Here is an 18,953-nt window from a genome sequence, read left to right as displayed (position 1 = left end):
TATAACGATATCGTGGAGCAGTGTTGTAAAGCCTGGAATATATTTATTCAGTGCAAGGATAGGGTAAAAAGTTTGTGTACACGAGACTGGGCTAATATGGGCAAAGTCTAATGCGGATTGGTATAACTTTAGCCTTTCCTTAACAACAAACTCAAATTTCAGACGTAAAAAAGCCCCGACTGATGTCGAGGCTTTTTCACACCATACTTACGTATGTAATTTCTTACTATAAATAATGGTACCCGAGGCCGGACTTGAACCGGCACGCTTATTCAGCGAGGGATTTTAAATCCCTTGTGTCTACCGATTCCACCACTCGGGCAAAGTGTGTTTTAACCGTTACTCATTGTAACCATTAAAAGCAATTTGTGGAGGCGCGACCCGGAGTCGAACCGAGATCGACGGATTTGCAATCCGCAGCATAGCCATTCTGCCATCGCGCCATCTTTAACCAAATTCAAATCCATCGGATAAGATAAGAAATTGGAGCGACATATCGGGTTCGAACCGATGACCTATACCTTGGCAAGGTATCGCTCTACCAACTGAGCTAATGTCGCGTAAATCGTGATTGTTAACATATCACCCTAAGGCTTGCTGCTGACTCATCACTTGTCTACGGGGAGGCATTCTACCGAATTAACCTCGTGTGTCAATTATTGATTTAAGCAATTTTGACTGTTTGCGCACTAAATAAACTTATTGAACTAATATTATGCTATTCAGCGGTTAAATCTTTCCAAGCTGCTGAAATATAACTCATCATCGACCAAAATGTTAACGCTGCGGCAATATAAAACAACGCAAAAGACAGGTCGGTTAATAATGGGGTTGGTTTCCAAATCAAACCAACAATGGCAGCCATCTGTGCTGCGGTTTTGTATTTACCTATCCAAGACACAGCCACTACGCCGCGTTTGCCTATTTCTGCCATCCATTCACGTAAAGCTGAAATCACAATCTCACGGCCAATCATAAACAACGACGCTAAGGTTAAATACATATTGTCATTTTGCTGAACCAGTAACACTAATGCTGTCGACACCATGACTTTATCTGCCACGGGATCTAAAAATGCACCAAAGCGGGTTAATTGCCCTAATTTACGGGCAGCATAACCATCTAACCAATCGGTTAGCGCAGCAAGCCAAAAAATAAATGCGGCTAAAAACGGTGCCCATGTGTAAGGTAAGTAAAAAATTACTACAAATACGGGTAATAGAGCAATACGAAATAGTGTCAGTGCAATAGGTACATTAAACGGCATAAAAAAACCAATTTGTCAGAAGCAGCGCCAATCTTGCCTTAATTTTAGCCCCCTCGCAATGCATCGTGAATTGTTTGTGCCATTTCTAGGCTAATTCCTGGCACTTTAGCCAATTCAGCAATACTTGCGCCTTTGACTTCTTGTATTCCGCCAAGATGTTGCAATAGGGCTTTACGCCTTTTAGGGCCTACACCGGCGATAGATTCGAGCGTTGAAGTATTACGTGTTTTTTGGCGTTTGTTACGGTGGCCAGTAATCGCAAAGCGATGTGATTCATCTCGAATATGTAAAATCAGATGAAATGCAGGCGAGTCGCTTGGGATTTCAAACGTTTGTTCGCTGCCGCCTACGGTAAAGGTTTCTAAACCGGCTTTACGCCCTTCGCCTTTGGTTACACAGATTAACAGAGGCGGGTTATCGATATGAGTGCACTTTTCATCCACAATGGTTTGCGCCACTCTAAGCTGGCCAATACCACCATCAATAAACAGTAAGTCAGGCACTTTGCCATTATTGTCTATTTTATCAAAACGGCGGCTAATGGCTTGTTCCATTGCTGCATAATCATCACCGCCAGTAATGCCGGTAATATTGTAGCGCCGGTAATCAGCCTTATGTGGCCCTTCGCGATTAAACACCACACAAGAGGCTACCGTGCTCTCGCCCATGGTATGGCTGATATCAAAACATTCCATGCGCTTAATCGGTTCGTTAAGCTCCAGCGCCTCTTCCAATAATTGAAAGCGTTGTTCAACGGTATTTTTGTGCGATAACCGAGTCGCGACGGCGTTGCTGGCATTGGTCATGGCTAAGCGTAAAAAATTCGCTCTATCGCCACGCACTTGGGTTTTAAGCTCAAACTTTTTATCAAGGGCATGCTCAATCGATGCCTCAAGCTCTTTTATTCCATCAAACGAATGGCTTAAGATAACCTCTTTAGGAATAGTGCGTTGAATGTCGGCGTTGAGGTAAAATTGCCCTAAGAACGATGACAGTACTTCTTCAATGTCGGTCTCTGCAGGCACCGAAGGATAATAACTGCGGCTGCCAAAGATTTTACCGTCACGAATAAATAATAAGTGAAAGCATGCAATACCCGATGCATAGTCCACCCCGATAACGTCCATATCGCCTTTGTGGTTAGACACTTCTTGTTGCTCAGCCACGCGCCTAAGGGCGGTAATTTGATCGCGGTATTGCGCAGCTTGCTCATAGTGCATATCAATTGCAGCCACTTCCATTTTGGCCACCAGCTGGCTAATAACCTGCTTGTCTTTGCCACGCAAAAACAACCCTGCCAGTTTAACTTGTTCGCTGTATTCTTCATCGCTGACAATACCAACACAAGGTGCGCTACAGCGGTCTAGTTGATACTGCAAACAAGGGCGAGAGCGCGATTTGTAATATAGGTCATCACACTGGCGGATTGGAAACAGCTTTTGCATTAAGTGCAAGCTTTCGCGAACTGCGCCGCCGTTAGGATAAGGCCCAAAGTAGTGGCCTTTTTCGCGCTTTGGCCCTCGATGATAAGCCAATCTTGGGTGTTTATGACCACTGAGTAAAATATATGGATAAGACTTATCATCGCGCAGTAGTACATTATATTTGGGCATGTACTGCTTGATGTAATCGTTTTCGAGCAACAATGCATCGGTTTCGCTATGCGTCACTGTCACATCGATATGATCAATATGCGACACTAATGCCTGCGTTTTTACACTGGGAATATTGCTGCGAAAGTAAGAGCTGAGGCGTTTTTTGAGGTCTTTGGCTTTACCAACATAAATGACTTGTTGGCGTATATCGTACATTCGATATACACCCGGGGCGTTGGTGACATTTTTTAAAAAAGATTTGGCATTAAAACCATTAGACATGATTAAAGCTACTTAATGCGTTACGCGGGATATTCCCAACTAAAATGAACCTGTATCGAGCATTTTGTAACGAATAGCTAAACGGGTCAACTCAACATCGCCGCCAATGCCTAATTTAGCAAATAAGCGATAGCGGTAGCTGTTAACCGTTTTTGGGCTTAAGTTAAGCTTTTCAGAAATATCGTTAACTTTTTCGCCGTTGGTAATCATTAACATTATCTGTAGTTCGCGCTCAGACAAGGTGCTAAATGGGTTTTCGTCAGAATGATTAAACTGGCTAAGTGCCATTTGCTGGGCGATTTCAGGCGACAAATAACGTTGACCACGTGCCACCTGGGTTATTGCACGTAACACTTCTGGCGAGGTTGAGCCTTTGGTTAAATAACCAGACGCACCCGCTTGCATAACCTTAGTTGGAAATGGATCTTCGGTTTGTACTGTTAAAACAATGATTTTAGCTTCGGGTTGATAACGTAAAATTTTACGGGTTGCTTCTAAGCCACCCATACCCGGCATGTTCATGTCCATCAAAATAACATCAGCTTCATTCTGACGAGACCATTGAACAGCCGTTTCACCGTCGGGTGCTTCGCCCACGACTTTGATACCACGTTCGTCTTCCAGAATACGACGGATCCCCGTTCTCACGAGTTCATGATCGTCAACTAAATATACAGATATCACGTTAACCCACCTATTATTATGCGTTATTCTTTTAAATTCTTTTAGGGCCGTTTTATATACAAAACATTTATATGCAAGCTGTTGGCAAAAGTAAGTCCAATAAAACTGCATATGTAAAGCGTTTCAATAAGCTGACTGAATTTAGCATCTTTACATTTACTTACACAAGCAAAGTCACCCACTAACGTGAGGAGTGCATACAAAACAGACGATTATGTTATCCCAGATACATTGAGCTTGAGCGAATATTTAACTACTCGCCCTGAATTGTAACAATAATTGTTCGCGAGGACGCACTATCACGATGCTCGCATAAGTATAGTCCCTGCCAAGTACCCAGATTTAACCGTCCGGCCGTAATTGGAATCGTTTGGCTAGCACCAATCAGCGTTGATTTAATGTGCGCAGGCATGTCATCCGGGCCTTCATAAGTGTGCTTAAAATAAGGTGCGCCTTCTGGCGCAAGCACATTAAAATGACGCTCCATATCTCCCCTTACCGTGGGATCAGCATTTTCATTGAGCGTTAGCGAGGCCGATGTGTGTTGAATAAACACCTGTATTAAGCCCACTTCAATGTTGTTTAGCTGGGGAATGTGCTTAGTGACTTCATCAGTAATTAAATGAAATCCGCGTCTTTTTGGCGCCAATGTAATTGATTTTTGAATCCACATCGATTGCGTTAAACCTTTAACTTTAAGCAGCTTAAGCTTTAATCCTTGGTCATTGTATCAATGTTAATCGCCTTCATTAACATTAAACCAAACTTTGAGCGCTGTAACATTTATGCTTCAATATACCTTTAAAGCACGTTCGAGTAATTTAACTTAGAGCATACACTCAAGTGAACAGACTCGATATAACAATAAGTGTTAAATAAGTCGGTATAAGTGTCAATTTGAATATACTTAATAACCCTTCTCAAAACACAAATTTAATATAACCGAATGTATTTAAATGCTTTTAATTTAAAACCCTTCATATTATTCAAATAAACAACGTCATAGTGAGAACACAGTTAACGCCAAAATTTACAAGGGATTTACCGCCTGTAACCCAGTCAATACCAACGTACACACCACAAACATAAAACCCAATCGCTTACCAACCGTCACTTAACATAAACGGCTTAACATAAACGGCTTAACATTTTATTCATGGAAAGAGTAAATGCTTGCGCATACCGTTTTCAATTATTGTTCGGCCAACTAAAAGGATAAAAACATCTGCCAAATGGTCATTTTCCGCCAATATACCTGCCTAAAAGCATTTCCCCCACAAACAGTTTTACCGTTAATCATTATAGTTTTCAACAATGAGATTTGCTTCACAAAATTAGCTACAACAAAGACTTAGTATCAAGTTATTGCGTTTATTCTACTTAAGAGCTTGCTCACATAAGCCGTTATTTCCTTCATATAAAGATGTCTTCTCACATCTAAGGATACTGCAATGAAGAGTACTGATATCCGTGTTATTCCTGGCTTCATTTCAATCGCGATAATTTTGATTCTTTGGTTTATCGTAGCGCCACCGGAGGGCGTATCAGCCAATGCATGGCATTTACTGGCGCTATTTGTTGGTACTGTTGTCGCCATTATTGGTAAAGCCATGCCAATTGGGGCGATTGCGGTGTTAGCCATTACTTTGGTCGCGTTGACCGGCGTTACCAATGACAAACCTTCAGAGGCAATTAAAGATGCATTAAGCGGTTTTTCTAACTCATTAATTTGGTTGATTGGTATTGCGATTATTATCTCGCGTGGGTTAGCAAAAACCGGTCTTGGTAATCGTATCGGCTATTACTTTATCTCCTTGTTTGGCCGAAAAACCATTGGTATAGGCTATGCGCTTGCGTTGTCCGAGTTAGTTATCGCTCCCGTTACGCCAAGTAATACAGCCCGTGGTGGTGGGGTGATTCATCCGATAATGAAATCTATTGCTTCGAGCTTTGGCTCATCACCAGAACAAGGCACATCAAGAAAAATTGGCCATTACCTCGCCCTAGTGAATTATCACACCAATCCGATAACCTCGGCGATGTTCATTACCGCCACAGCGCCTAACCCATTAATCGTTAAATTAATTGCCGATGCTACGGGCGCAGAGATTAGTATCACCTGGGGCACCTGGGCACTGGCCGCTTTATTGCCCGGCTTATTGTGTATTGCGCTGATGCCGTTAATTATTTACGCGATTTACCCGCCGGAAATTAAACGCACTCCAGACGCCAGCGTGTTTGCTAAAGATAAACTGACTGACATGGGGCCAATGTCTTACGCTGAAAAAGTCATGATCAGTGTATTTGGCTTGTTATTGGTTTTATGGGCTGGCGTGCCTGCCATGATTTTAGGCTCAGCCTTTGCGGTCAATACCACTGCGGTTGCGTTCTTAGGGTTATCGATTTTGTTAATCAGCGGCGTACTCAGCTGGGAAGATGTGCTTAAAGAAAAAGCCGCCTGGGACACAGTAGTCTGGTTCTCAGCACTGGTGATGATGGCGACCTTTTTAAATAAACTCGGTTTAGTGGCTTGGTTTTCAGGAGTTGTTGAAAGCAATATTGCCCAGTTGGGAGTTGGCTGGATGGTGTCGGTCATCATTCTGGTAGTAGTTTACTTCTACGCGCATTATTTCTTTGCCAGCACAACCGCACACATTACTGCGATGTTTGCCGCATTTTTTGCTGCAGGTATCGCATTAGGAGCCCCACCTTTATACCTAGGTTTACTGCTTGCCGGGGCATCGTCATTAATGATGTCATTAACCCATTATGCCACCGGCACCTCTCCCATTATTTTTGGGTCAGGCTATGTCTCAATGGAAAACTGGTGGTTTATGGGCTTTATTATGAGTGTAGTTAACTTAACCATTTGGGGCGTGGTTGGCGGACTTTGGTGGAAGGCACTTGGCTTTTGGTAAACGTATCGCAATCAATTGGCTGCTTGTTATAGATTAACGCTGACAAACGCCCTAGGCGACTTGTCAGCGTTATTGTTTATTCTATTATCTATTTCCAATTACTCTGTCTTAAACTGCTTAACGTTTAGCTCTAAGGTTTGTGCAAGATCTTCTAATTGATGGCTCGCCGCGGTAATTTTGCTCGCCTCTTGTTGAGCTAACAATGCTGAGCTGGTGATTTCAACAAAGTTTTGATTAATCTCTGCCGCTACAACCGATTGCTGCTCTGCTGCAGTCGCAATTTGGGTATTCATGTCACTGATTTTAATCACCGACACATTGATGGCCGTTAACGACTCTCCGGCACGTTTAGCTTGTTGAACACTGCTAGTAGCTTGCTGTTGCCCTTCATCCATCACGGTAACAGCTTTGGCTGAACTGGTGCTCATGCTTTCTATCACTGCTTGAATTTGTCGAGTTGACTCTTGGGTGCGCTGGGCAAGGTTACGTACTTCATCTGCAACCACGGCAAAGCCACGGCCTTGTTCACCTGCTCGCGCGGCTTCAATAGCAGCATTTAAAGCCAGTAAGTTTGTTTGCTCTGCAATGCCTTGAATAACATCTAATACGGTGCCGATTTCTTTGCTGTCTTGTGACAATAAATCAATAATATCGGCAGCCTCACTGACTTTAGCAGCAAGTGCATCAATGTCGTTTTGCGTTTGAGTCACCTCAAGCTGACCAGCGTTAAACTCATTGGTTGCCGTTTGCGATAGTAAAGCGGCATCATTGGTGTGGTTGGCCACTTCGTTAACCGTGCTCGACATTTGGTTAATAGCAGCTGCACCATTGTCTGTTGCGAGCTTTTGGTTGTTGATAAGGTGTTCGTTTTGTTGTGCGGTTTGATACAGTGCTTTAGATGCAGCAAGCAACTTGTTAGCGGTAAGTATCGAGTTTTGCGTAATTTCTGTCAAATTAACGCTTAAATCTTGCACGGCACTTAAAATACTGTGTGAAGAGTCCACCTGTAATTTTACCGTAAGGTCGCCCGCGGCAATTTGTTGTATCACATCTGCGGCATACTCAGGCTCACCACCAATAATATTTTTTAAGCGTTTTACCGAACTCAACGCAACCACTGTACCAATCAATAAAGCAATAGCAGTAACGATTAGCATCACCGACTGAAAACTGGTGGTTTGCTCACGTGCGGTAGACACTTCTAACTGAATTTGGGTTTCTTGATAATCAATTAAGTTATTAATTCTTTTAAGCCATTCACTGTACAAAGGTGAAACGGTGGTTAATAAATGCTGCTCTGCTTCAGTTTGACGAGCACTGTTGATCATCTCAAGCAAGGTAGCGGTTGCATTTAATGTGGTTACCTCAATATCTTGAATAGCTTGCAATAGCCTGACTTCTTCGTTGCTATGTTGCAAATTGGCATACATGTTATCCAAGGTTTTTGCTGCTGTTTGATAAAATCCATTAAGACGAATGATGTCATTTTGATGCTGTTGAGAACGCGCCGGGTCATTCACTAATACTGCATCTCGAATCGAAATAGCACGGTCATGCACACTGCCTCTAAAATTAATGGCTTGGCGCTGCTCCAATGCTGTTTGCTCCGACAATTGGGTTAAATTGTTGTCTGCAACACTGATTTTAAACAAACCAAACAAGGTAATACCAACCATGATGACCAGTAAACTTGCAAAGCCAAAATACAGGCGGCTTATTATTCTCATTATTAAAACCTTATATGTGATTGAGTATGTTAGATACTCTGCGCTAAATGACTAAAGCGTAAGTAAAATATTTATTTGACCGTTAAATTACCACAGCAAGTTAATTAACGTTTTGCTCGAAATACAACCATAAGAACGCCATATCAATGCTTAACGCTATAATGTAACAGATGTTCAAAAAAGACCAAAACTCTCGCAGACAAAGACCGAAGAAATCGCTAAATAATTTCAACGATTTCAAGTTACCAATACAAAGAGCCAAAATCTGCATGTTTTATACGAGTACAACAATCAGTTAGCTCACGATAGTAAAGCAAAATCGTTGTTATCGGTTAAGTGAGCATGCCTTAAACTGCGCTCAATATACCTATGTCGTAATTGGAAATACCTGTTGTCAAAATGGCAACTCGTGTATCTCATACGTTCACTTTATCCTTAGCTAACTAACCTGAGCTCGGGATAACTAATAAGTGAAGATATGATGACTCGATTTATACTCTGTAGCTTTGCGCTCGTTCTGCTCTATCCAACGGCAATCGATCTCTATTTAGTCGGCTTGCCTCAAATAGCCAAAGACTTAGGCGCGAGTGAATCACAACTGCATATTGCCTTTTCTGTATATTTAGCTGGCATGGCGACGACCATGCTGTTTGCCGGTAAATTAGCTGACAAAATTGGCAGAAAACCTATCGCCATTGCTGGGGCGATTATTTTTACCCTCGCCTCAACCATGGGAAGTATAGTCGATAACAGCCAAACCTTTTTGATAGTCCGTTTTATTCAAGGCATTGGCGCTGGGTGTTGTTACGTGGTCGCCTTTGCTATTTTACGCGATACATTAGACGACGAGCGGCGGGCAAAGGTGTTATCCATGGTCAATGGTATTACCTGTATTATGCCGGTCATTGCCCCTGTGATAGGCCACTTGATTATGCTTCGTTATCCTTGGTCAAGCTTGTTTATCACCATGGCGGGGATGGGAGTATTGGTGTGTTTGCTATCTGTGTTTGTGTTACAAGAAACCCACAATAAAACGCTAATGCCATCGGCTGGACACTCACACAAATCGGCACCCACAACAGATGCGCAAATAGCCGCGACAGAATCTTTTTATGAGCGATTTTTCTTAAGCAGATTACTCATTAGTGCCATTGCCGTAACCGCAATTTTGACTTTTGTAAATACATCTCCGATGTTAATCATGAATACCATGGGTTTTAGCCGCGGCGAATACTCAACCACCATGGCCTTAACTGCACTGGTGAGTATGTTAACCTCGTTTGCAATGCCATTTGCGTTGTCTTTTTTCCACCAGCGCAGCTTAATGATTGTCTCTCAAGGATTATTTGTCACTGCTGCAATCATACTTGGGGTAACGCAATTAGCGCCGAACTATCAATTACTGAGCTTATTCGGTTTTAGTCTTATTTGTGTCAGTTTTTCTATTGGCTTTGGTGTGGTGATGAGCCAAGCATTAAGCCCATACCGCTTTAGGGCCGGCGTGGCCAGTTCAATACTGGGTGTTGTTCAGGTTTGCAGTTCAGCATTATTTATTTGGTTGCTGGGTTTGTTAGGGGTAAGTGCATTGAATATGCTGATATTAATCTTGCTTATTGGTGGTGTTATTAGCATGGTTTTAATACTATTAATCCCTTCACCACTGCAGAGTGACACCCATGAACAAATCGTTAGCACGTCTTGATCTCAACCTGCTTATTATTTTGCAGTTACTGTTGCAAGAATTGAGTGTGTCTAAAGCAGCCAAAAAGCTCAATGTGACACCTTCAACGGTGAGCAAATCACTGAGCAAATTAAGAGAGTGGTTTGACGACCCGCTGTTTGTTAAAACGCCCCATGGATTTAGCCCAACCTCGCTGGCCATTAGCATGGAGCAAGAGTTAGCCGATTGGCTGCAATTAAGCAGTCAACTATTAGCAAAACGTGGTGATGAAATCCCCAATGGTATTCGCTTTAACCTTGCGATGGAATCACCGCTCTTACTGACCATGTTTAATCAGTTAAGCCAACAGATTTACCACAAATACCCTGATGCTAAAGTCAAAGTGCATAACTGGGATTACGACTCCATTGAAGCCATTATCCGAGGCGAAGTTGATATTGGCTTTACTGGACGCGAAAGTCACCCCAGATCAAAAGAGTCAATTGAACTGCTGCCCTACTTTATTAATTATGAAGTGTTATTTATCGATCTTCCGGTGGTTTATCTGCATAAAGATCACCCTGCGTTACAAGAAGAGTGGAATATTTCGACCTTTGTAAAGTACCCGCAAATCAATATCACCTGGGAAAAATGTGACACCTGGGCATTAGATGAAGTGTTAATTGAAATGGGTCTACAACGTAGTATTGAACTCACCATGGCTACCTTTGAGCAATCGTTATTTATGACCGCTCAACCCGGCCACGAGATGATCACAACAGCGCCGCAATATTGCCAACATTACTGTCACAAAGTGCACCCCGACTTAGTGTGTTTACCCATCCCTGTCGACAGCACGTTTCAAGCAAAACTGATGATCCCCTTCACCCTCATTTGGCATAAACGTAATAATCAAAACCCTAAAATATCCTGGTTAAGAAACGCCATTAAAAGCTTATATAGCGATCTCAACACAGCAGTAACGCACAGATAAACCATACCAACCACACGCTAACAAGTGTAATAGTAAGGCATACCTATAAGCTATCGATAACCAACAGATACCAACTGCTAAAGTTAAAAAATCAGGCGTTAACAACTAAGGCTTCACAATGATGCCTTTTTCTGGTGCTAAAACCCCGTTACATACATCAGCGTAAACCCCTGTCATTTGTTCAATGCCATCTATCGTAGTAAACGCTAACCAACTGGCACTGCGCTGCATACTTTTTGCCATAAAACTCATGGATTGGCGCTCAAACTCTTTTGCGCCCCATTGGGTAATGCGCTTTTGAATATGCCCTGGCGCAAAAAACATTTCGCTGTCGGTATGGGTAAATGGCGAGGAGAACGAAGCCGAATCCCAATGCGTTAGTCCAACTTGCAAGCAATAAGTTAAATTTTTGCCCATATACTGTTCTATTGCTTTTAATTGTTCAGCATTTCCCGCCATATCAAAACAAAAAAATCGAGCCACCCATTTTTTGTACAAGTAACGACATAATTGTATACAGGTTTGATGGTCAATAGATTTGATGATTTTTTTGAGTGCTCCGACAACATCAATGTTACCGGTCATTATTTGAGTAAAAATGCTTCTGCTCTGTCACGAGTCAGTAAGGAGACTTTTACGTCAAAGGGAAAGCCCTTGTCGCGTAAATATTTGGCTAAACAGAACCGTGTGAAGTATACGTTGTTGGGTGCTCTGCTCATGTAAAAAACGGATACATTGTCTGAGTCAATCCTTATGGAGAGCCCCTCAAACGCCAAAAACAAAAAAAGCCGTTGATAATCAACGGCTTTTTTGTATTTAATGTGGCGGAGGGATAGGGATTTGAACCCTAGAACGGGATAAACCGTTGCCGGTTTTCAAGACCGGTGCATTCGACCACTCTGCCATCCCTCCGAACGGCGTGAATAATATAAGTAACTCGTTTGCTTGTAAACCATAAATTTAAAAAATATGCCCAAATGTATAGCATTTAATCGCCCTGTTTTAATTTTGTGCATTGAGTACACCAACAAGTGGCTTTTTTGAGTCCAGACATCAGCAATTACAAGGCGTACATAATTGTACTCTCTCGTAAATGTGCTGAGGCTTTTGTTACGCTTTATGCTAATATCGAATGATTATTATTTGTTGTCATGGCCAAATTATCACTATATGAATCCAACGTTACTGCCTAGTGCCAAACTTGCCCCTCAATATCATTTACCAGAAACTGCGACATCGACTGATTTTTTAAGTCATTTACTGCTTGGTCAAGAACGCGCTGTAGATGCATTTAAATTAATGACCAAAATCGATTCGCAGCATTTGTTTCTTGGTGACTACTCTGGTGTTGATAGACCTTTATTTATCAAGGCATTAGTGTCTCAGGCTGATACGCCGTCTAATAATTACTTAGTCGCGACAAAAAAATTGTCTGACGATGCTGAGATACAGTTTAAATGGCAGTCGGTATTGCCGCCGCAAAACGTGGGGATTATAGCTAAACAAGAGTCATTGTCTTGTTATTTACAGGGCACCATTCGCCGGGCTGATTTATTAGGCCGAATGATAAAAACTGACAAAGCCAGTGTGTATAAGCCTGGTGCGTTGGCGTCAAATCATATGGTGTTTATATGTTTAGAGTCTATTTGGCAACGTGAGAACCTGTGGGATTTGTTAATGCAAATCCTGCATGACGGTTACTATCGCATTAATAGTGAACTTGCCCCTATTCCGGTTAATTGTAAAATAATCTTAGTGGGCTCGGGATTGTCATACAGTCAGCTGCGGCTTGAAGATCGCAAGTTTAGCCGTCACTTCCCATTACTGGCTGAAATGAGTAACGAAGTTGATTTAACTCAGCACCCTGAGTCGGCTTACGTGCAATGGCTCAATGTATTAGCCAAAGATGAATCTGCAGAATTAGACGCATCGAGCTTGTTACCTTTATTTTGGTATAGCTCTCGACTTGTGGAGCATCAGCAACGATTAAGTTTGAGTATGCTTGAAATTAAGCAATTGTTAGCTCAAGCCAAAGCGTATGCTGGTAAGTCGTTATTGAATGGAGCAGTAATTGCTAAAGCGCTGGAGAAGCTTAAGTTTCGTCATAATAGCTCTGAATTATATTCTGCACAGAGTTTTGATGACAATTTCATAAATCTGCCAACTAAAGGTGCTATGGTGGGTCAAATTAATGGCCTAACGGTCATTGATACGGGTGATTACACTTATGGTGAGCCTGCCCGTATTACCACATCTGTCCACTATGGCGACGGTGAAGTGGCCGACATTGAACGAAAATCGGAATTGGGCGGTAATATCCATACTAAAGGTATGATGATTTTATCGGCGTGTTTATATCGTATTTTTGGCCGCGATGCTCCGCTACACCTCAATGCTAACATTGTGTTTGAACAGTCATACCAAGAAATTGATGGTGACAGTGCGTCATTAGCGGAGTATTGCTGTTTAATGTCCGCCATTGCCGAACAACCTATTGTACAAAGTTTAGCCGTAACAGGTGCGTTAGATCAGTTTGGCAATGTACAAGCGATTGGCGGCGTGAATGAAAAGATTGAAGGATTTTATACCTTATGCCAACGCCGAGGTCTTACGGGTGAGCAAGGGGTGATTATTCCTAAAGCAAACGTGTTGCAACTTAATTTAGAACCCGCTGTAATTGAAGCAGTTAATAAGGGATTATTTCATGTTCATGCCATTGAACATATGGACGAAGCCGTTGAAATTTTAATGCAAATGCCAGCGGGAGTTGCCAATGAAGACAACGATTTTGCACCTGAAACCCTTTATGGTTTAGTACAACAACGATTAGATAAACTCGCGGGTCAAGATGATGAAGATGTTGAGCTCAACTTTTTTGCTAAATTGCTAGCTAAGTTACGTATTATTTAGTGATCGGAGTTGTTTAGCTTACACGTGTTCGCTATCTTGTTGGCATTATATAGTTAATTAGAGTGGTATAGGATTAAATGGAAAAAGCTAACAGTTTTACTAAAGAACAACTTGTCGCCTGTGGAAACGGAAATCTTTTAGGCCCTAATAGACCGCGTTTACCTGTCGATAATATGTTGATGATTGACCGCATTATTACTATCAATGAAGATGGCGGTGAATTTGGTAAAGGTGAAATTGTTGCCGAACTCGATATTACTCCTGATTTATGGTTTTTTGATTGCCACTTTAAAACAGATCCTGTGATGCCAGGTTGCTTAGGCTTAGATGCAATGTGGCAGTTAGTCGGCTTTTATTTAGGCTGGGAAGGCGCTGAAGGTAAAGGTCGTGCTCTTGGTGTAGGTGAGGTTAAGTTTACCGGCCAGGTGTTACCTGACGCTAAAAAGGTGACCTACAAACTGAACATTAAACGTAAGATCCATCGTAAACTGGTCATGGGTATTGCCGATGCTACTATGGAAGTTGATGGTCGTCAGATTTATTCAGCTACCGATTTGAAAGTGGGTATTTTTAGCGATACATCTACATTCTAATCAAACGTTTAAAAAATTAGGGATAAGCCCCAAATACAATAATGCCCTCGGATAAACATCTTGAGGGCATTTTTATTGGCTGTTATTTGTTAAACAATCCACTCAGGCGGCCATCTACTCCTTCGCGCCATCCACCAAGCCATTGAGACCGAGAGTCCAGATTTGAGTGAGGGCAAACCTCCTTCGAACGTCCCCCTATTCCTGCCTGAAATCCTTTTGAAAAAGCTCTGTCTAAACGATCTCTTTTCTGTCTTTTCATGCATGTGTCCTCTTCCATTACAGGCTTCTGTTTAACGAGATGGATCTGAAGCCTTGCATATAGAAATAGACGTTTTTTTAGCCAAGATCAATCAAAAAAATGACCGTTTTATGGATTTTTTATTAAGGTATTGAGAAATAAATTAAAAAAAAATCGAGGATATCCTCGATTTTTTTTGAGTCCCTAAACCAACACTTTTTAGCTTAAGGATTACCGTGATTAACGGTTACTTTTTAACTCGACGACGTAACCACAGTAATGGCAGAGCGAATAACCAACCAAAACTTGCAGCGCCTTGACGTTCGTATGCGTCATCATCTTCAGCATCTGTAGATGAACAAGCTTCACCTCCCGTAGGTGTAAGCACGACCATACGAGGCAAATATGACGTCACAGGGTCGCCATTACCGTCTAACTCAAATAGTGCTAAGCCATTTTCGCCAACAATCAGCTCACCACTGGTGTCGTATTGATATTCAGGTTTAAGGATAAACGCGGTACCCACAATAGTGCCATCTTCGTTGATGCTGTTCGCTTCTACTACTGAAATATCACTTTCGTAGGTCAAAATCTCACCGGTGCCATCTTGTACGCTGACTGTATTGCGCTCCCAATCACCATCGGTGTTACGTAAAAAACCTTTTGACTCACATGTTAATTGTTCATTTAAATCAACAAATTCTTCAGTGTTCATGTCGTATAAAAAGCCAACTTTAGGACGCGGAGTATCTTTGTCGTATGTAGACTCAATGTAACCTACAACCTGCCCTTGGTTGTTGATGTCTTTACCTTTACTGCTTAAATCTGATAACGATGTTTGGAAATCGTTAGGCGTGGTAATACCTTCTTCAGGGTTGTTGGTGTCAAAGGTAAAGAACTTACTACGCAAATAACCATCAATGTATTTAGTGTAACTCCCCACTAGAATGCCAGAGTCGTTGATGTCATAGGCAATTGAATAGTAGACTTCGTCTTCCATTTCTACCCAATTGTATTCGTAATCGCCATTTTCATCTCTGGTCCAGTAAGCGGCATCAAAATATAAATCATCTTCATCACCGTTACGGTATACGTGCGAACGCCCGGCTACATCACCGTTAGAATTAATACCAAGACCTTGTGCAGTATAAATGAGTGTATCATCGTCATCAGGAGTAAGACCAAGCTCTAATTCAGTCCTTTCTGCTAAGCCGTCTTCATCTAGATTATCAAGCTCCCACACAAAGCCACGGGTTTGATATTGAATATAGCGAGTGCCTGAGTCTTCATCAGGGTATTGCAGAATTTGCACACAAATATCGGTAGGGATTGGGTTATCATCATCGGTATCTTCAGCTTCTTCAATACAGTTATCAATACGATCTTCACTGGCTGATGAAAGCTCGGTACTACCATAACCCACCACTAAGTTGTCACTATTGACTCTTGAGGCAAGCGACCAACCGCCCACTTCAACCGTGGCGGCATCAACGTCGGAAGTTTGATCACGCTCATAAGTAGTAAATGATGGCAATAGCGGGTATTCAACGCCATTTTTAATCGCTATACCGCGCAGTTCAAATTCGCGGTAATAGAAGTACTCTTGAGTAGTACTTGTGCCTTCGTAGTCTAGTGTAAGCTCTTCACCTGTGTAGGCTCCTACTTTTACACCATTATTATTAATACCATAAAAGTAAGTATCAACATCGTTTACAATCAATTCATCGTCGTCATCATAATCTTCATTCGCAGGATCAAATGTATCGGCAATACTATAGAACTCAGGCACCCAAGAGCCTACTGAAGCGTTCTCACTGGCAATAAAAGTAAAGTTGTTGGCTTCAATTTCTGAATAAACAGAATAAGTAATGGTTTCGGCTTCTGAAATACCGTCTTCAACATCAATAACAGAGTCATCAACATCGTCTGTGGTTAGCTTATTTTTACCTTTCGAAATACCAACGAGCTCATTTTCGTCGTTGATAGCCATTGCGTAGCCATTTCGAGTGCCATCTAATGTGCCATTTAAATCGTAATCTTCAATGTTAACAATTTCATATACAGACGCGGCTTGAGCCGAACCAATAACACTTAATACGCCAATTGCGACTAATGATAAGGCTTTATCAAACTTTAACTTCATGTAACCATTCCTGTTTTATTATGCTTTACTTCATTGACTCTAGTTCTTCCCAGCGTTGGAAGCACAGCTCTAAATTCTGTTCTTTCTCTGCTAATGTTTGCAGAGCTTTATTAACCGTATCAGTTGGTTGATTGTAAAAATCAGCACTGCTTACCGTTTGCTGTAATGTTTCTATCTCTTGTTCAAGCTTTTCCATTTGGCTTGGAAGTGCTTCTAACTCTTTTTGTAATTTATAAGAGAGTTTTTTGGCAGCCTTTTCAGGTGCTTTTACAGGCTTTGTTTCTACTACTGGTTTCGGTTGGACAACATTAGTTGCAACTGGTTCCTCAGAATAAAATTTAGCACCCTGAGAAATCGCATCCTGGTAACCACCTACATATTCAGACCAATGACCATTACCTGCAAACCACCAGCTACTGGTGACGGTATTATCAATAAATGCTCTGTCGTGACTGACAATCAATAAAGTACCTTCGAAATCAGTGAGCAGAGACTCTAACAACTCTAAGGTCTCAATATCAAGGTCGTTTGTTGGTTCGTCGAGAATAATCAAGTTTGCAGGACGTAATAACAACCTTGCGAGCAATAATCGGTTCTTTTCTCCACCAGAAAGCGCTTTAACCGGTGTGCGGGCACGCATAGGCGAAAACAAGAAATCTTGTAAGTAACTTAAAATATGGCGGTCTTGACCATTAATCGTCACGGTGCTTTTGCCTTCACCGACGTTTTCTTCAACGGTTTTTTCAGGGTCGAGCGCTTCACGATATTGGTCAAAGTAAGCCACTTCTAATTTGGTACCGACTTTGATTTCACCTGATTGCGGTTGTAGCTTTTCAATCAATAATTTAATTAAGGTCGACTTACCACAACCATTAGGACCAATTAATGCAATACGGTCACCGCGCATAACGGTGGTATTGAAGTTTTTAACTAAGTCTTTATCTGGCAGGTTGTAATTAACGTTTTTAACATCAAAGACCAACTTACCTGAACGCTCGGTATCAGACACGGCCATTTTGGCATTGCCCTGTCGATTGAGTCGCTCTCCACGTTCAGCTCGTAATGCCTTTAAGGCTCTTACGCGGCCTTCGTTACGGGTACGTCGTGCTTTAACACCCTGGCGGATCCAGGTTTCTTCTTCTGCGAGCTTTTTATCAAAGTGGGCATTTTTCTCAGCTTCGACACGTAACCACTCTTGCTTACCATCTAAATAAGCTTGATAACTACCAGGCCATGAGGTAACAACGCCACGGTCTAAGTCAACAATGCGCGTTGCCATACGTTGAATAAAGCCACGGTCGTGACTGACAAATACGATGGCGCCTTTAAAGTTTAATAAAAATTGCTCTAACCATTCGATGGTATCAATGTCTAAGTGGTTGGTTGGTTCGTCGAGTAGTAATAGATCAGGCTCAACCACTAAAGCACGCGCCAAGGCTACTTTACGTTGCCAACCACCCGATAATTCATTTAATGGTTTGTCTGGATCTAGCCCCAATAATTGGCAGTTTTGGATGATGCGCGAATCTAGTTGCCAACCATTGTTGTGGTCTAACACTTCCTGAATACGCTGCATTTGGTTAAGCATGCGCTCCATGTCGTCGGGATTAGCGTCGGCCACATCGTGCGATAACTGATGGTACTTCTCTAATGCTTCACCAATTTCTTTTAAACCTGCAGCAATATAAGAATATACCGAGCCTGTTTCTGCTTTTGGAGGGTCTTGTTGTAAACGGCTAACGTTGACATCGTTGGCAATGTTAAATTCGCCATCATCGAGTAATACATCACCTGATAACACTTTCATTAGGCTAGATTTACCCGCACCATTGCGACCAACAATACAAACGCGCTCGCCGGGCTCAATAGTAAAATCTGCATTGTGCAGCAAAGGAGTGTAACCGTAGGCTAATGAGCCATTATTTATCCGAACCAGACTCAA

General features: G+C 42.0%; 14 protein-coding genes and 4 tRNA genes. 5 read left to right on the top strand and 13 right to left on the bottom strand.

Annotation, left to right across the window (positions count from 1 at the left end):
* Positions 1–236 precede the first annotated feature (236 nt).
* The 7 genes from IEY48_RS17200 to IEY48_RS17170 form a co-directional block, all read right to left on the bottom strand.
* Positions 237–322 (bottom strand) — tRNA-Leu (locus IEY48_RS17200).
* Positions 323–369: 47 nt separating this feature from the next.
* Positions 370–443 (bottom strand) — tRNA-Cys (locus tag IEY48_RS17195).
* A gap of 41 nt (positions 444–484) precedes the next feature.
* Positions 485–560, bottom strand: a tRNA-Gly gene (locus IEY48_RS17190).
* Positions 561–718: 158 nt separating this feature from the next.
* Entirely contained in the window at positions 719–1,267 is a 549-nt protein-coding gene (gene pgsA / locus IEY48_RS17185; protein ID WP_188922540.1) for a CDP-diacylglycerol--glycerol-3-phosphate 3-phosphatidyltransferase, read from the bottom strand.
* A 44-nt stretch (positions 1,268–1,311) separates the two neighbouring features.
* The gene (gene uvrC, locus IEY48_RS17180) at positions 1,312–3,144 is read right to left on the bottom strand and encodes an excinuclease ABC subunit UvrC (RefSeq protein ID WP_188922538.1); all 1,833 of its coding nucleotides are present in this window, start codon (positions 3,142–3,144) and stop codon (positions 1,312–1,314) included.
* Positions 3,145–3,183: 39 nt separating this feature from the next.
* Positions 3,184–3,828, bottom strand: coding sequence for a UvrY/SirA/GacA family response regulator transcription factor (gene uvrY / locus IEY48_RS17175; protein WP_188922536.1), 645 nt, complete (start codon positions 3,826–3,828; stop codon positions 3,184–3,186).
* 253 nt (positions 3,829–4,081) lie between these two features.
* Complete coding sequence (locus IEY48_RS17170; RefSeq protein ID WP_188922534.1) at positions 4,082–4,501, bottom strand: secondary thiamine-phosphate synthase enzyme YjbQ; 420 nt, start codon at positions 4,499–4,501, stop codon at positions 4,082–4,084.
* Between the two features lie 778 nt (positions 4,502–5,279).
* Between IEY48_RS17170 and IEY48_RS17165 the strand changes: the two genes are divergently transcribed.
* Positions 5,280–6,746 (top strand): DASS family sodium-coupled anion symporter, encoded by a 1,467-nt coding sequence (locus IEY48_RS17165; protein WP_188922532.1) that lies wholly within the window; start codon positions 5,280–5,282, stop codon positions 6,744–6,746.
* Between the two features lie 98 nt (positions 6,747–6,844).
* Here IEY48_RS17165 and IEY48_RS17160 read toward each other — a convergent pair whose 3' ends face one another.
* The gene (locus tag IEY48_RS17160) at positions 6,845–8,473 is read right to left on the bottom strand and encodes a methyl-accepting chemotaxis protein (protein WP_188922530.1); all 1,629 of its coding nucleotides are present in this window, start codon (positions 8,471–8,473) and stop codon (positions 6,845–6,847) included.
* Positions 8,474–8,951: 478 nt separating this feature from the next.
* On the opposite strand from IEY48_RS17160, the gene IEY48_RS17155 reads away from it, so the two are divergent.
* Positions 8,952–10,175 carry an MFS transporter gene (locus IEY48_RS17155; RefSeq protein ID WP_283106286.1) on the top strand — a complete coding sequence of 408 codons (1,224 nt, stop codon included), beginning with the start codon at positions 8,952–8,954 and terminating at the stop codon, positions 10,173–10,175.
* The gene (gene yidZ, locus IEY48_RS17150; protein ID WP_188922528.1) at positions 10,150–11,127 is read left to right on the top strand and encodes an HTH-type transcriptional regulator YidZ; all 978 of its coding nucleotides are present in this window, start codon (positions 10,150–10,152) and stop codon (positions 11,125–11,127) included. The genes IEY48_RS17155 and yidZ overlap by 26 nt, the downstream gene beginning before the upstream one ends.
* A 105-nt stretch (positions 11,128–11,232) precedes the next feature.
* On the opposite strand, the gene IEY48_RS17145 is transcribed toward yidZ, so the two are convergent.
* Positions 11,233–11,712, bottom strand: a complete 480-nt coding sequence (locus IEY48_RS17145; RefSeq protein WP_188922526.1) for a DUF2855 family protein — start codon at positions 11,710–11,712, stop codon at positions 11,233–11,235.
* 237 nt (positions 11,713–11,949) lie between these two features.
* Positions 11,950–12,039, bottom strand: a tRNA-Ser gene (locus tag IEY48_RS17140).
* Between the two features lie 258 nt (positions 12,040–12,297).
* Between IEY48_RS17140 and IEY48_RS17135 the strand changes: the two genes are divergently transcribed.
* Positions 12,298–14,037, top strand: coding sequence for a S16 family serine protease (locus IEY48_RS17135; RefSeq protein ID WP_188922524.1), 1,740 nt, complete (start codon positions 12,298–12,300; stop codon positions 14,035–14,037).
* Positions 14,038–14,114: 77 nt separating this feature from the next.
* Positions 14,115–14,630: a bifunctional 3-hydroxydecanoyl-ACP dehydratase/trans-2-decenoyl-ACP isomerase gene (gene fabA, locus IEY48_RS17130; RefSeq protein WP_188922522.1), complete on the top strand. Its 516-nt coding sequence runs from the start codon at positions 14,115–14,117 to the stop codon at positions 14,628–14,630.
* An 82-nt stretch (positions 14,631–14,712) separates the two neighbouring features.
* Here the strand turns inward: fabA and rmf are convergent, their stop codons facing one another.
* The 3 genes from rmf to IEY48_RS17115 form a co-directional block, all read right to left on the bottom strand.
* The gene (gene rmf / locus IEY48_RS17125; protein WP_188739826.1) at positions 14,713–14,889 is read right to left on the bottom strand and encodes a ribosome modulation factor; all 177 of its coding nucleotides are present in this window, start codon (positions 14,887–14,889) and stop codon (positions 14,713–14,715) included.
* Positions 14,890–15,115: 226 nt separating this feature from the next.
* Complete coding sequence (locus IEY48_RS17120; protein WP_188922520.1) at positions 15,116–17,011, bottom strand: DUF3466 family protein; 1,896 nt, start codon at positions 17,009–17,011, stop codon at positions 15,116–15,118.
* 25 nt (positions 17,012–17,036) lie between these two features.
* On the bottom strand, positions 17,037–18,953 hold the full coding sequence (locus tag IEY48_RS17115; protein WP_188922518.1) for an ABC transporter ATP-binding protein: 1,917 nt from the start codon (positions 18,951–18,953) through the stop codon (positions 17,037–17,039).

Source organism: Shewanella saliphila, from assembly GCF_014648295.1.
Taxonomy (GTDB): Bacteria; Pseudomonadota; Gammaproteobacteria; order Enterobacterales; family Shewanellaceae; genus Shewanella; species Shewanella saliphila.
Note: the sequence above shows the minus strand (reverse complement) of the source record. Positions and strands in the feature narration are given on the sequence as shown.

Excerpts from the sequence above, each read along its gene's own strand:
- yidZ (WP_188922528.1), top strand. The coding sequence starts at position 10,150 with ATGAACAAATCGTTAGCACGTCTTGATCTCAACCTGCTTATTATTTTG.
- IEY48_RS17135 (WP_188922524.1), top strand. The coding sequence starts at position 12,298 with ATGAATCCAACGTTACTGCCTAGTGCCAAACTTGCCCCTCAATATCAT.
- pgsA (WP_188922540.1), bottom strand. The coding sequence starts at position 1,267 with ATGCCGTTTAATGTACCTATTGCACTGACACTATTTCGTATTGCTCTA.
- IEY48_RS17170 (WP_188922534.1), bottom strand. The coding sequence starts at position 4,501 with ATGTGGATTCAAAAATCAATTACATTGGCGCCAAAAAGACGCGGATTT.
- IEY48_RS17160 (WP_188922530.1), bottom strand. The coding sequence starts at position 8,473 with ATGAGAATAATAAGCCGCCTGTATTTTGGCTTTGCAAGTTTACTGGTC.
- IEY48_RS17145 (WP_188922526.1), bottom strand. The coding sequence starts at position 11,712 with ATGACCGGTAACATTGATGTTGTCGGAGCACTCAAAAAAATCATCAAA.
- uvrC (WP_188922538.1), bottom strand. The coding sequence starts at position 3,144 with ATGTCTAATGGTTTTAATGCCAAATCTTTTTTAAAAAATGTCACCAAC.
- IEY48_RS17155 (WP_283106286.1), top strand. The coding sequence starts at position 8,952 with ATGATGACTCGATTTATACTCTGTAGCTTTGCGCTCGTTCTGCTCTAT.
- IEY48_RS17120 (WP_188922520.1), bottom strand. The coding sequence starts at position 17,011 with ATGAAGTTAAAGTTTGATAAAGCCTTATCATTAGTCGCAATTGGCGTA.
- rmf (WP_188739826.1), bottom strand. The coding sequence starts at position 14,889 with ATGAAAAGACAGAAAAGAGATCGTTTAGACAGAGCTTTTTCAAAAGGA.
- IEY48_RS17165 (WP_188922532.1), top strand. The coding sequence starts at position 5,280 with ATGAAGAGTACTGATATCCGTGTTATTCCTGGCTTCATTTCAATCGCG.
- fabA (WP_188922522.1), top strand. The coding sequence starts at position 14,115 with ATGGAAAAAGCTAACAGTTTTACTAAAGAACAACTTGTCGCCTGTGGA.